Here is a 13506-nt window from a genome sequence, read left to right as displayed (position 1 = left end):
ATAGCTGATTAGTCGCCGACAATGCGATAGTTCGTCCCATTGATAGAACGACTGGAAACGCGCATGCAGGACCTCAACGATCTCTACTATTTCGCCAAAGTGGTCGAAGCCGGCGGTTTTGCCGCCGCCGGGCGCTTGCTCGGTATTCCCAAGTCACGGCTTTCGAGAAGGATCGCCGAGCTGGAAGAGCGCCTCGGTGCACGTCTGCTGCAACGCACCACTCGCCAACTGAGCCTCACTGCCGTGGGCGAACGCTATTTGCGCCACTGTCAGGCGATGCTGCTGGAAGCGGAAATGGCTGACGAGGCCGTGGCGAGCATGTCTAGCGAGCCTCGCGGGCGCTTGCGGGTATCGTGCCCGACCGGTCTTGCCCATGAAATGCTGCCGACGGTGATCAGCGATTTCCTCGGCAAGTTTCCTCAGGTGCAGTTGGAGGTCGTCCTGCTCAACCGCCGGGTCGATCTGGTCACCGAAGGCATCGATGTAGCGTTGCGTGTGCGCGATCACGGTGATGAAGATCCTTTGCTGGTCACCCGCCGCTTGCGTCAGGCCCAGGCGGTGGTGATCGCCAGCCCGGCGTTCATGCAAGGCAAGACGATCACTCATCCGCAGGACCTGAAAAACCTGCCGGTACTCGGCGCGCTGGAAGCCGACCGCATGGTTCATGTGCGTCTGCTCGATCAGCAAGGCAAGAGCGTCGATCTAAGCATGGAAGCGCGGCTGGGCATTGATGACTTCGTGGTGCGCAAGGCCTGCGTGCTCGCCGGTCAGGGCTTTACCGTGCTGCCGATGATGTTCTGCGAAACCGAATTGCGTAACGGCACACTGGTGCAAGTGCTGCCGCAATGGTCATTGCCTGGCGGCTGGCTGCAAGCGGTCTATCCGCACCGGCGCGGGGTAATGCCAGCGGTGCGTGCATGGATTGATCACCTGGTCGAATCGTTCAATGCCTGCGGGGACAGATTTCTATGAAACAGGGAAGAATGAGCGAAGCCGAAGTTGCCGAGTTTTGTCTGGCCCTGCCCGGCGCGCGGGAAGATTACAAATGGGGCGGCGTGCGGGTGTTCTCGATTGCCGGCAACAAGATGTTTGCCTTGCAGGGATTACGTGGGGATTCGCTGGCGTTCAAGGTCGACAAGGATCTGTTTCTCGGCCACTGCGACCGCCCGGGGATTCATCCGGCGCCGTATCTGGCGCGGGCGCAGTGGATCATCATGCACCCGCCCTACCCGCTGGGTGCCGACGAATTACAGGGTTTGTTGCAGCGATCGCATCAACTGGTGGTGGGCAAGTTGCCTAAGAAAACCCAAATCGGCCTGCTTTTGTAAGCACGCAAATCCTGTGGGAGCGAGCCTGCTCGCGAAGGCGGTTTGTCAGGCGACTCATCAGCGAGGATTGATCGTTCCCACGCTCTGCGTGGGAATGCAGCCGGGGACGCTCTGCGTCCCAAAAGATCGCAGCCTTCGGCAGCTCCTACAGAGGTAAGTGTGTTCTTTAGATCAAAGACAACAGGTTGGAACCGAGGAAAATCTGGTCAATCCAGAACACCTGATGCAGCAACACGATCGCCCAGAACAGAATCTGAAACGATACCTTGCGCGTCTTGTGTCGGAATACCTGCTGCGCGATCAAAGCACCCGGCCAGCCACCCGCCAGTTCTACCGCATGCAGTATGTTTTCCGGCGTGCGCCAGGCATCGGCGCGGGCTTTGCGTTTGTCGGCCCAATACAGAAAGAACGCCAGCACACTGACAATCCCGTACGCCGCCAACGGCACCCGCGAGATGCCGCTGAACCACATCGACAGCGAGCCGAACAGCGGCAGCGCGCAGACGATCAGCAGCACCCCAAGCTTCAACTTCAGATGCTGAAGGCACCCGCCTGAAGGTCGTCCCTCAGGGCGGCGCGAGCGGGAATCGTTCATGCCTTGGCCGCCGACCAGTCCACCCAGCCGAACTGCCAGGTCGCCAGAATGAAAAGGCCGAAGGCAATCCGGTACCAGGCGAACGCTGCATAACTGTGGCTGCCGATGAACTTGAGCAGGCCGCGCACAGCGATCATGGCGAAGATGAACGCCGTGACAAAACCAATGGCGAACACCGGGAAATCCGCCGGCACGAACAGGTCGCGATATTTGTAACCCGAATACACCGCCGCACCGACCATGGTTGGCATGGCGAGGAAGAACGAGAACTCGGTGGCCGTCTTGCGCGACAGGCCGAACAGCAAGCCGCCAATAATTGTCGAGCCGGAACGCGAGGTGCCGGGAATCATCGCCAGGCACTGCGCGAAGCCGATTTTCAGCGCGTCGGTCCAGCGGATTTCATCGACGGTTTCGGCATGCACTTCATGCTGGCGTTGTTCGGCCCACAACATGATGATCCCGCCGATGACCAGCGCTGCCGCCACGGTGATCGGGTTGAACAGATATTCGTGGATCAGATCGGCAAAAATCACGCCGAGCACTACGGCCGGCAGGAAGGCGATCAGCAGGTTGGCGGTGAAACGTCGTGCGCTCGGCTGGGTCGGCAGGCCGATCACCACGTCGAGGATCTTGCGCCGAAACTCCCAGACCACCGCGAGGATCGCGCCGAGCTGGATGATGATGTTGAACGCCATGGCCCGTTCGCCGCCGAAGTTCAGCAAATCGGCGACGATGATCTGGTGTCCGGTACTCGAAATGGGCAAAAACTCCGTCAGCCCTTCTACAACTCCTAGAATCAGTGCCTGCAAAGCGGTCCAAAGATCCATCAATCCCCCAAAGAGCGATGCACGCGGGCATGCCCCGATAGTATTTTTTCGTTCACTGCGTCCAGCGTAGCCGGTAAAAGCTGTAGCGATTGCGCGCGCACAGGATCCACACGAAACGGTAAAAATTCCGTGAAATATCAAAACCGGATTCAGGTTTTCGCGCGCGGGGCCGAAATCCTAACAGACAAGCCTTAATAGCGCTCCCCGCGTTAGGCGGCTCAAGTCGCGCGATCGCGAGCCCACAGCTGTGGCTGGATGCTGGCGATCGTTTATTACAAGAACAAGAATCCGGAGTGACAGCGTTATGAACAGCTTGCGCAGTGTGTCGATCAGCCGACGCTTGTGGCTCATCTTGATCGTGGCGGTGGTCATGTTGCTGACCTTGGGCGTGCTGATGCTCAAGCAGATCCATGACGACCTCTACCACGCCAAGGCGCAGAAAACCCAGCACGTGGTGCAGACCGCCAGTGGCCTGCTCACCTATTACCAAGGTCTTGAGACCGCTGGCACCCTGACCGGGGATGCCGCGCAAAAGCAGGCACTGACCGCGATCCGTGGCCTTCGCTACGACCAGAGCGACTACTTCTGGATCAACGACCTCACGCCCGTGATGGTCATGCACCCGACCAATCCCAAACTCGAAGGCCAGAACCTCTCGGCGATCCGCGACCCGGACGGCTTTGCGGTGTTCAACGAGATGGTTGCCATCGCCAAAGCCAAAGGCGCGGGCATGGTCAATTATCGCTGGCCGAAGCCGGGAGCGACTGATCCCGTTGCCAAGACCTCTTATGTGAAGCTGTTTGAGCCGTGGGGCTGGGTGATCGGCTCCGGCGTGTACGTCGACGATGTGCAAGCCGAATTCCAGGGGCAGATGATCAAGGCGTCGGCCATCGGTCTGGCGATTGCGCTGATCATGGCGCTGCTGGTGATTCTGATCGCACGCAGCATCGTCCGTCCGTTGCAGGAAACCGTGAATGCGATGGCCAACATCGCCAGCGGCGAAAGCGACCTGACCCGCAGCCTCGATACCCATGGCAAGGATGAAGTCACCGAACTGGCCCATCATTTCAATGCGTTCACGGCCAAGCTGCGCCGAGTGATTGGTGATCTGCAGGTCTCGGCCAGCGCTTTGGGCCAGTCTTCCAGCGAGCTGGGTAACGATGCCTCGCAGGCGCAGCAGCGCAGCCAGCAGCAGTCGCAGCAGATGGAACTGGTGGCCACAGCGATCAACGAAGTCACCTACGGCGTGCAGGACGTGGCGAAAAACGCCGAACACGCCGCCGCAGAAATGCGCGATGCCGAAGCGCAGGCGCAACAGGGGCAGATCAATATTGACGGCAGCCTGCAACAGATCGACAAGCTCTCGGGCACGATTGATCAAGCGGTGGAAGTGATCCGCACCCTGGCGGCGGAGAGTACGCAGATTGGCAGCGTGCTGGAGGTGATTCGCTCGATTGCCGAACAGACCAACCTGCTGGCCTTGAACGCGGCGATTGAAGCGGCGCGCGCGGGAGAACAGGGGCGCGGGTTTGCCGTGGTGGCCGATGAGGTGCGCTTGCTGGCCCAGCGTACGCAGAAATCGACGGCCGAGATTCAGTCGATGATCGAGCGTTTGCAGAATCATTCGGAGGCTGCGGTGAAGGTGATCGGCGACAGCAGCAAGGCCTCGCAACTGACCATTGAACAGGCGGGACTGGCCGGGGCGAGCCTTAATGCGATTGGCCAGGCGTTGCGTAATCTCAACGGCCTCAATGCGTCGATTGCCAGCGCTACGCTGCAACAGGCGCAGGTGGTTGAGGACATCAACCAGAACGTCACCCAGGCGGCCGGGCTTTCCCATAGCACCGCGTTGGCGGCTGAGCAGTCCAGTGCAGCCAGCCTGCGGCTTGGGCAACTGAGCGAACAGCTCAACGGGTTGCTGCGCCAGTTCCGGGTCTGACCGGTCACCGAGGTGAGCCCACCCCTCACCCCAGCCCTCTCCCCGAGGAGAGGGAGCAGATCACTGGGCTTTTCATGATCTGCGTTCGACGCGTTATTCCAGGTCGGCGTACCTCGACCAAACAACGCGATCAGTTCCCTCTCCCTCCGGGAGAGGTCTCTACAGTGAGGGGCTTTTGATCGCAGATCACTGGGCTTTTCATGATCTGCGTTCGACGCGATATTCCAGGTCGGCGTACCTCGACCAAACAACGCGATCAGTTCCCCTCTCCCCTCCGGGAGAGGTCTCTACAGTGAGGGGCTTTTGATCGCAGATCACTGGGCTTTTCATGATCTGCGTTCGACGCGATATTCCAGGTCGGCGTACCTCGACCAAACAACGCGCTCAGTTCCCCTCTCCCCTCCGGGAGAGGGTCAGAGTGAGGGGCTTTTGATCGCAGATCACTGGGCGTTTCATGATCTGCGTTCGACGCGATATTCCAGGTCGGCGTACCTCGACCAAACAACGCGGTCAGTTTCCTCTCCCCTCCGGGAGAGGGTTAGGGTCGGGCTTTTGATCGCAGATCACTGCGCTTTTCATGATCTGCGTTCGACGCGATATTCCAGGTCGGCGTACCTCGACCAAACAACGCGATCAGTTCCCTCTCCCCTCCGGGAGAGGGTTAGGGTCGGGCTTTTGATCGCAGATCACTGCGCTTTTCATGATCTGCGTTCGACGCGATATTCCAGGTCGGCGTACCTCGACCAAACAACGCGATCAGTTCCCTCTCCCCTCCGGGAGAGGGTTAGGGTGAGGGGCTTTTGATCGCAGATCACTGCGCTTTTCATGATCTGCGTTCGACGCGTTATTTCAGGTCGGCGTACCTCGACCAAACAACGCGGTCAGTTCCCTCTCCCCTCCGGGAGAGGGTCAGAGTGAGGGGCTTTTGATCGCAGATCACTGCGCTTTTCATGATCTGCGTTCGACGCGTTATTCCAGGTCGGCGTACCTCGACCAAACAACGCGATCAGTTCCCTCTCCCCTCCGGGAGAGGGTTAGGGTGAGGGGCTTTTGACCTGACTAATGCAGTACAATCCGCCCCCTTCTCAACTCCCCCAAGGATCACTCATGTCCGGGCTTGAACTGTTTGCCGCTGCCCTCGGTGTCATCGCCGTGTGGCTGACGGTCAAGCAGAATCCGTGGTGCTGGCCGATCGGGCTGGTCATGGTGTTGCTCTACAGCTGGATCTTCTTTGAGGTGAAGCTGTATTCGGACATGTTGCTGCAAGTGATCTACGCCGCGCTGCAGATCTACGGCTGGTGGCAATGGACCCGCGCCGGGACGATGCATGACGGTCGCCAGGTTACCCGCCTCGATCCACGCTCAATGGTGCTCGGCCTCGGCGTTGGGGCGATCGGCAGTGTGTTGCTGGGCGCGGCGATGGCGCACTGGACCGACGCCGCACAGCCGTGGCTCGATGCCGCGCTCACCGGTTTCAGTCTGGTCGCGCAACTGTGGATGGCGCAAAAACGTCTGCAATGCTGGCCGCTGTGGTTCGTCCTCGATGTGATCTTTGTCGGCTTGTTCATCTACAAAGGCCTGTACCTGACCGCCGCCCTGTACGCGCTGTTTACCCTGCTCGCCGTGCAAGGCTGGCGGGAATGGCGTGCCGATCCGGCGTTGCGCGCATGAAAGTCGTCGTTCTGACCGGCCCGGAATCCACCGGCAAGAGTTGGCTGGCGGCAGGGTTGGAGCAGCGTTTCGGCGGCGTGCGCGTTGATGAATATGTTCGTCGGTTCATCGAAGACAACCCACGCGACACTTGCCTTTCGGATATCCCTGATATCGCCCGGGGCCAGTTGCAATGGGAAGATCAGGCGCGCGCGAAACAGCCCCCACTGCTGATTCTCGACACCCACCTGCTCAGCAACATCCTCTGGAGCCAGACTTTGTTTGGCGCCTGCCCGGACTGGCTGGAAACCGAGTTACTGGCGCGCCATTACGACCTGCACCTGCTGTTGTCCCCACAACAGATCGACTGGACCGAAGACGGCCAGCGCTGCCAACCGGATCTTGCGGATCGCTTGGCGTTCTACGAAGCCACCCGCGTTTGGCTGATCCAGCACCAACAGCCGTTGCAAGTGATCGAAGGAAATTGGGCCGAGCGCCAGACACAAGCCTTTGCGGCGGTCGAGCGTTTGCTGTCCAGATAAGCCGCCCGGCGGCTTTTAACGCAAAACTGTCCGTTTTTGAAACACTCCCGACCGCGCAAAGGCCCCGCCCAAGCGTCATTCATCATTGCGTCACGTGATCTGTTACGCCGATGAAACACCTCGGCGCAAACCCTTGTTCCAGAGCTTTCCGGCGCCCATTGCCCCGCAAGCGATCCGCCCTGTGTCTCAGCGCTGAAACAGTGCCCGCAACAGGGAACTTCCCAAAGCATGTAAGCCGTTGAAATAAAACGATAATTCAAAACCGGCACAGCTTTCGCTCTCTTCTTCACAACGCTGAATAACCCAGCCCACTGAAGAAGGAATTGCAGCCGTGGGGAATTTCAATAAAGGCCTGACCTGCCTCCTGCTGATCGGATCAGCCGCCAGCGCTTTGATCAGTGTCAGCGCCCAGGCTGAAGGCAACGGCGTGATCGTCCTCAACCGCGACGTTCAACCCGTCGCGATCGGGCGCAATGGCGGCAAAGACCCCTATCCGACCACGGTCAACGCCAACCCTTCGGCGCGGATCAACCAGACCCTCAGCAGTACCGAACTCACTGACGGTGATTTCGCCAGCGTCGCCAGCGGCTCATCGATTCGCGGCAACATGACCACGCCAAGCTCCAACCTGCCCGGCATGAACACCCTGACCAATCAGAACGGCCTGCCCGGTATGCGCACTGGCAGCGGCGGTGGTTCTGGCGCCTCGATCTCCAATACCGTCAACCGGGCGATGAGCACCGGGTTGGCGCCTCTGACTCGTATGGCCGGAGGCCAATGACATGAATCGCACCCTGCTGCTTCTCGCCCTGCTCGGCTGCACCAGCGCCATGGCCGATTCGGCTTCAGTCAACAAGGCAAACATTCAGGATTCCGGCGCTCAGTATCGCGGCAACTTCAATGTCAACCAGGCTGCCGGTGACCAGATGCAACAAGCCAACACCAAGGCGATTGCCATCGGCACCGAAGCCCATGCCACCACCAGCGTCGGGCAGACCATCGACACGCCCGCCAGCCGCGCCATCGACGCGAGCGCCAACATCGGCGGCAACTCTTTCAGCAATGGCAACGGCATCCTCGGTGTGAACCAGGGCGCCGGTGCCAACAACCAAATGGCCAACGTCACGCGCGTCAGCATCAGTGCCGGCCCGCAGAGCGTTGACGACAGCGCCCTTTCACAACAGAACGTGGCGTTTTTACCGAGCTCAGGAGCAACTGGTACCTCAATCGGCAGTCGCCAGGTCACGACAAGTGATCAGGCCTTCACCGGCAGCCGCGGGGTAATCCAGGTGAACCAGAGTGCCGGGGTGGGGAACCGCATGGCTAACACCCTGAGCATCCGGGTCGCAGACTGACCCAAACAAAAAGCAGTGCAATTAGAAAAGTCCCAACACTTAACCAACTAATAAGCACGACGGAGAAACAACCATGAAACCTACAATGGCTCTCAAACCACTGGTTTTCGCACTCGCAGCAGTGATGGCAATGGCAGCACAGGCTGGCGGCCGTGGTGACAACGACGGTCATGGTAACGGGCACGGCAATGGTCACGGCCAGCCACAAGGTCCGAATCTTGAACAACTGCTGCAGATCACCGCAGGCGCCGGCGCCGCTGTACTTGACGCACAAAACAGCGACGGCAACGTGGTGAAAAACCAGGGCACCCTGAACAACGCCAATGCCAGCGACTCGCTCAACGGCTCCAACGGCAACATGGGTGCCAACGTGGCGGGCGGCGACGGCAACCAGCAGGACAACGCTGCTGCGCTGGCTACCGCTGACGAAAGCTTCATCTTCGGCAATGCTGTTGCCGCCTCGAGCGCGACTCAGGTGAACAACAACAACTACGTGAAAAACTCTTCCACCTTCAACAACGCCAACCTCACCAATACTGGCAACAACGGTTCCGGCAACATCGGCATCAACGTGACCGCCGGCAACTTCAACCAACAGAAAAACAACCTCGCCATCGCCGTTTCCGGTGGTCGTGTAGCGCAGGCTGCCGCCTCTGCCAACCAGTCCTCGACTGGCCTGGTCGTGGAAAACAAAGGCGTGCAGGCTTACAAAACCGACACCCTTACCGGTACTTATGCAGCCGCTGGCGTGTTCAAAGCCAAAGGCACTGCGACCATCGAAGACGACAACGACCATGGTGGTTGGGGTAACCGTGGCGGCGGCCATGGCGGCAACGATGATCAGAAAGCCAAGTTCGAAGCCGTGGGTACTTTTGGCCTCGCTGGCGTCACCACCCAACAAGTGTTGACCAAAGATGGCTGGAAAACTCCTGTCGTCAACAACGCCAACATGACCAACTCGATGAACAACTTCTCCGGCAACGGCGGAGCCAACGTCTCGGCGGGTGTGGGCAACCAACAAAGCAACTCGCTGTCCATCGCCGCAGGTTGCAAAGCCTGCATGTAATCGCGATCGAAACGAAAGCCCCGGCAACGGGGCTTTTCCTCGGTTCCACAAGGCGTATTCGATCATGCGGACTCCTGCCCTCCTCGCTCTGCTTTGTCTGTGCGGCCTGACTCAGGCGGCCCAGATGCCCGTCGCTGCCCTGCCGGGTGGCGTGCTGGTCTACAAGGATGTGCAAAGCATTCGTGAGCGCAAGTTTGCCGACATCGTCGAACAGAAAACCGACTTCAGCTGCGGCGCTGCTGCACTGGCGACGGTCCTGCGCCAGGCCTATTGGCTCGACGTCGATGAGGAGCACATCATCAAAGGCATGCTGGTCAACGCTGACCAGGACCTGGTGCGAACCCAGGGTTTCTCCATGCTCGACATGAAGCGCTACGTAGAAAGCATCGGCATGCGCGCCCGTGGCTACCGGATCCCGCCCGAGAAACTCGAAGCGGTGACCATTCCGGTGGTGGTTCTGATGGACATTCGTGGTTACAAGCATTTCGTCGTCCTGCAGCGTTCGGACAAGGATTGGGTCTACATCGGTGACCCGGTTCTCGGCCACAAGCGCTACAAGCACGACGACTTTGTCAAAGGTTGGAACGGCATTGTCTTTGCCATCGTCGGCCCCGGTTACGACAAGGCCAACGCCTTGCGCAGCCCTCCGGTGCCGCTGACGGCGAAGAACTCGCTGGACAGTTTCAACCCGGTCAAAGATGCGGAATTGATGGATTTCGGGTTCATTCAGAGCGACTTCTTTTAATCGCCGAGTTAGAGAATGGGACTGGATGTCCCGGGAGCAGCAGATGAAAAGCTCATACTGGCTGGCCGCCGCCTGCCTGGCAGCGAGTGCGTCAGGTTTAGCCCATGCCGGATTCAAACCCATCGAAATCAAGGACCAGGAGCTCGCCGAGCTGCGCGGTCGTTACGTCATGCCGGGGCGGATCATCAGCTTCGGCATTGTCATGAGCAGCACCTGGCGCAACGCCAGCGGCGACTTGATCGGGGCCGCGACCTCGATGCAGATCCAGGCCGCAACCGTCAAACCGGAATTCTACGTCTCGACCATCAAGGAGTCGGGCAACGGCAGCGCCCTCACCGCAGGCACCGGCAGCGTAATCGGTGGCGCCGGCCTCAACAGCAGCCAGGGTGTGACGCAAAGCGTACGCGCCGCCGGCGATGGCAACACCGCCAACAACAACGTCGCGATCAACGTCAGCGAAGCCAGTCAGGCGCCGGCACTGGTGCCATCGCAAGGCCAGGCCCTTATCGCCGGACAAACCATTACTGGCAGCAACGGCGCCGGCAGTGTCGCGGTTTCAGCCAATGGCGGTGGCGTGCAAATGGCCATTCAGGCCAGCGGCAATCAAGGCACGGCACTGCAACAAGTCGCCCAGGGCGGGCTGCTGCAGAACACCCGATTGCTGGGCAGCGCCAACGTGGTCAACAACCTTACGCAACTCAACGTCGTACTGAACAATAACGGCAGAAGCGCCGGTGCACTGGATTGCAACCTGACCCAACTCGGGGCCCTACGCAATATCGGATATTGAACTACGCTGAGTCTCGATCATTGGGCTTAAAGGGACGGCTTATTCATGTATCGATCAGTATCACTGCGTGCCGCAGTGTGTTGAGTACCCTTCTCCCGGCGGCAATGCTGCAAGCAGCACCCGACGCCGATGTAGAAGCCCTGAAACGGGAACTTCTGGAACTGAGACAACGATACGAACAACAACAACAAGCGCTGGCGGTACTTGAACAACGGGTCCGCCAGGTAGAAGAAACACCCGCGGCCCCACCGCCAAAACGACTGGCGAAATCGCCGTCCGACATGAAAGGCAATCGCGTCGCCGCCGGAGCCGCCACAGGCACCGGTGCGGCCGCTGCATCGGGAGGCGCCGCCGGGGGCAGTGGCGCTTCCTATGGCCAATCGCTGGCCGATGATTCACAACCGGCGCAGAGCGTTTCCAACCTGTATGACGAAGCCAGCGGTTTCTTCGGCGGCGGCAAGTTCAGCGTGGAAACCGGCCTGACCTATTCGCGCTACGACACCCGCCAGTTGATCCTCAACGGTTTCCTTGCGCTGGATTCGATTTTCCTCGGCAACATCAACCTCGACCGGATCAAGGCCGACACCTGGACCCTGGACCTCACCGGCCGCTACAACTTCGATAACCGCTGGCAGTTCGACCTGAACGTGCCGGTGATCTATCGCGAGTCGACGTATCAATCCGGCGGCGGCAACGAGGGCGCGGCTGGCGTAACAACAGAAGAAACCGTCACCAAGGATCCAACCATTGGCGACGTCAACTTCGGTATCGCCTACAAGTTCCTCGACGAATCGCTCAACACCCCGGACGCCGTGGTCACCTTGCGCGTCAAGGCGCCGACCGGCAAAGACCCGTTCGGCATCAAACTGCGCCAGACCGACGCCAACTCCAACCTGTTCGTCCCCGACACCCTGCCCACCGGCAACGGCGTCTGGTCGATCACGCCGGGTATCTCGCTGGTCAAGACGTTTGACCCGGCGGTGCTGTTCGGCAGCCTTTCCTACACCCACAACCTCGAGGAGTCGTTCGACGACATCAGCTCTACGGTCAATCAGAAAAACCCGGGCAAGGTTAAGATTGGCGACAGCTTCCAGATCGGCGCCGGTATCGCCTTCGCGCTCAACGAGAAGATGAGTATGTCGTTCTCGGTCTCCGACCTGGTGCAACGCAAAAGCAAGCTGAAACAGGACGGCGGCGATTGGGAATCGGTAGTGTCCAGTGATGCCAACGCCGGTTACTTCAACGTCGGCATGACCATTGCGGCCACCGACAACCTGACGATCGTGCCGAACTTGTCGATCGGCATGACCGATGATGCGCCGGACTTCTCGTTCAGCCTGAAATTCCCGTATTACTTCTAAAAGCAAAAGATCGCAGCCTTCGGCAGCGCCTACAGTTCGTGTAGGCGCTGCCGAAGGCTGCGATCCTTTGATCTGTCGGCTTTTCGCTGCTGGTGTAACTCGCGACCACTTATCGGAAATACGTCCGCACCTGTCAGATCTGACAGGTGCGCCCTACCGCTGAATCCGCTTACATGACTCCAGCGCCTCGCACCTTGCAACAGGCCGTAACGGAGCATCGACATGAACCAGACGCCGGATGAAAACCGCATTCTCGCTCTGAATCCACCCTTTGTTTTGAAACAGGCCGTTTTGAAGGATGGGGGCTACGACGGTGGCATTTCGCTCGAGACCGTCGAAAATGATTTGCTGATCATCGTAGATCCGTGGGTAGGGATGGCGATGTATGACAACTGTAAAATGTATTTTGATGGCGTCGAAGTTGGGACAATTCCGGTCGATGAAAGCAACTTGAATAAGCGGCTCGAATTCAAAGTCCCCAAGGGTCAAGTCACCAATGGCGAAGCACTGATCGTTTACACCGTACAGCGCTTGGGTCAGGACCCGGTTAGCTCCGAGCCGGTACGGCGTGTGTGGGTCCAACTCACACAACCAGGTGGCACCGATAGCGACAGCGAAGAAGGCAACTCCGGCCTGATCTATACGCTTAGTCCGGATCCGTCCAATGGCGTGAATGAGGATTTGGCCCGGCGGGGAATCCGCATGAACATCGTACCCTATGAGAACATCGCCATCTTCGACACCATTCGGTGCCGTTGGGGTGATCAGGTGGTGACGTACTACCCGGTCACCAGAGAGCAGATCGACGATCCGGTCAACCATCCGATCTTCGCTACCTTCACCGAGGACGTCATCAGGGCGCAAGGCAACGGCAACAATATCGAAGTGAGCTATCAGGTCGTCGACCGGGTGGGTAATCTGCCGGATCCGAAGGCGCGGTGGGCGAAAATCACTTACGTCTCGGTGGATCTGAACAATCGCTTGCCGGCGCCGACGATCTGGGTCAACGGCCAGAACGTCACCACCATCGACCTGAAGGTACTGGGCACGAGCGACGCCGCCGCCCGGGTTTACTTCACAGGCGCCGACTACCAGGCTGGTGACAAGGTCGTCCTGACCTGGGCCGGTACGACGTCTGGAGGACAGCCCGTGATCGTCGGCCCGCTGGAAAAAACTGTCGACAGCGTGCCCGGCCATCACGACTTCCCGATCCCGAACGACAAGATCACAGCGATCGTCAACGGTTCGGCCAAGGTCGGCTTTCAGCTGCTGCGCGCCGGCGCACCTGCGCGCCCCCTCCAATGACAT

At 59.4% G+C, this 13506-nt stretch carries 13 protein-coding genes and 1 pseudogene; 12 read left to right on the top strand and 2 right to left on the bottom strand.

Annotated elements, in window-relative coordinates; translation table 11 throughout:
• Window positions 1–63 precede the first annotated feature (63 nt).
• Window positions 64–972 carry a LysR substrate-binding domain-containing protein gene (locus AB4O12_RS08220; protein WP_056785936.1) on the top strand — a complete coding sequence of 303 codons (909 nt, stop codon included), beginning with the start codon at window positions 64–66 and terminating at the stop codon, window positions 970–972.
• The gene (locus tag AB4O12_RS08215) at window positions 969–1328 is read left to right on the top strand and encodes an MmcQ/YjbR family DNA-binding protein (protein WP_460061295.1); all 360 of its coding nucleotides are present in this window, start codon (window positions 969–971) and stop codon (window positions 1326–1328) included. Before AB4O12_RS08220 ends, AB4O12_RS08215 begins: the two co-directional genes overlap by 4 nt.
• Window positions 1329–1494: 166 nt before the next feature.
• On the opposite strand, the gene AB4O12_RS08210 is transcribed toward AB4O12_RS08215, so the two are convergent.
• Both AB4O12_RS08210 and AB4O12_RS08205 read right to left on the bottom strand, forming a co-directional pair.
• Window positions 1495–1923, bottom strand: coding sequence for a DUF1294 domain-containing protein (locus AB4O12_RS08210; protein ID WP_252887929.1), 429 nt, complete (start codon window positions 1921–1923; stop codon window positions 1495–1497).
• Window positions 1920–2750 (bottom strand): undecaprenyl-diphosphate phosphatase, encoded by an 831-nt coding sequence (locus AB4O12_RS08205; RefSeq protein ID WP_016774688.1) that lies wholly within the window; start codon window positions 2748–2750, stop codon window positions 1920–1922. Before AB4O12_RS08205 ends, AB4O12_RS08210 begins: the two co-directional genes overlap by 4 nt.
• A 304-nt stretch (window positions 2751–3054) precedes the next feature.
• Here AB4O12_RS08205 and AB4O12_RS08200 point away from each other — a divergent pair, with 304 nt between their 5' ends.
• The 10 genes and pseudogenes from AB4O12_RS08200 (at window position 3055) to AB4O12_RS08155 (ending at window position 13503) form a co-directional block, all read left to right on the top strand.
• Complete coding sequence (locus tag AB4O12_RS08200) at window positions 3055–4689, top strand: methyl-accepting chemotaxis protein (protein ID WP_460061292.1); 1635 nt, start codon at window positions 3055–3057, stop codon at window positions 4687–4689.
• A gap of 1107 nt (window positions 4690–5796) precedes the next feature.
• Window positions 5797–6360 (top strand): nicotinamide riboside transporter PnuC, encoded by a 564-nt coding sequence (gene pnuC / locus AB4O12_RS08195; protein WP_460061290.1) that lies wholly within the window; start codon window positions 5797–5799, stop codon window positions 6358–6360.
• The gene (locus AB4O12_RS08190) at window positions 6357–6881 is read left to right on the top strand and encodes an AAA family ATPase (protein WP_460061287.1); all 525 of its coding nucleotides are present in this window, start codon (window positions 6357–6359) and stop codon (window positions 6879–6881) included. Before pnuC ends, AB4O12_RS08190 begins: the two co-directional genes overlap by 4 nt.
• A 331-nt stretch (window positions 6882–7212) precedes the next feature.
• Window positions 7213–7662 carry a hypothetical protein gene (locus tag AB4O12_RS08185; protein ID WP_056785923.1) on the top strand — a complete coding sequence of 150 codons (450 nt, stop codon included), beginning with the start codon at window positions 7213–7215 and terminating at the stop codon, window positions 7660–7662.
• Window position 7663: 1 nt separating this feature from the next.
• Window positions 7664–8236 (top strand): adhesin, encoded by a 573-nt coding sequence (locus AB4O12_RS08180; protein WP_460061284.1) that lies wholly within the window; start codon window positions 7664–7666, stop codon window positions 8234–8236.
• Window positions 8237–8309: 73 nt separating this feature from the next.
• Window positions 8310–9302 (top strand): heme utilization protein, encoded by a 993-nt coding sequence (locus tag AB4O12_RS08175; RefSeq protein ID WP_252869514.1) that lies wholly within the window; start codon window positions 8310–8312, stop codon window positions 9300–9302.
• A 64-nt stretch (window positions 9303–9366) separates the two neighbouring features.
• Window positions 9367–10047 carry a C39 family peptidase gene (locus AB4O12_RS08170; protein ID WP_024012915.1) on the top strand — a complete coding sequence of 227 codons (681 nt, stop codon included), beginning with the start codon at window positions 9367–9369 and terminating at the stop codon, window positions 10045–10047.
• Window positions 10048–10090: 43 nt separating this feature from the next.
• Window positions 10091–10837 (top strand): hypothetical protein, encoded by a 747-nt coding sequence (locus AB4O12_RS08165; RefSeq protein ID WP_041479693.1) that lies wholly within the window; start codon window positions 10091–10093, stop codon window positions 10835–10837.
• Between the two features lie 45 nt (window positions 10838–10882).
• Window positions 10883–12198: pseudogene (locus tag AB4O12_RS08160) on the top strand (hypothetical protein).
• 222 nt (window positions 12199–12420) lie between these two features.
• A complete protein-coding gene (locus AB4O12_RS08155) occupies window positions 12421–13503 on the top strand; it encodes a hypothetical protein (protein WP_460061281.1) in 1083 nt (360 codons plus the stop codon).
• Window positions 13504–13506 lie beyond the last annotated feature (3 nt).

The sequence above is a fragment of the Pseudomonas sp. S2_A05 genome (assembly GCF_054668485.1).
The sequence above is the reverse complement of the archived record's forward strand: the minus strand, read 5'-3'. Positions and strand labels throughout refer to the sequence as shown.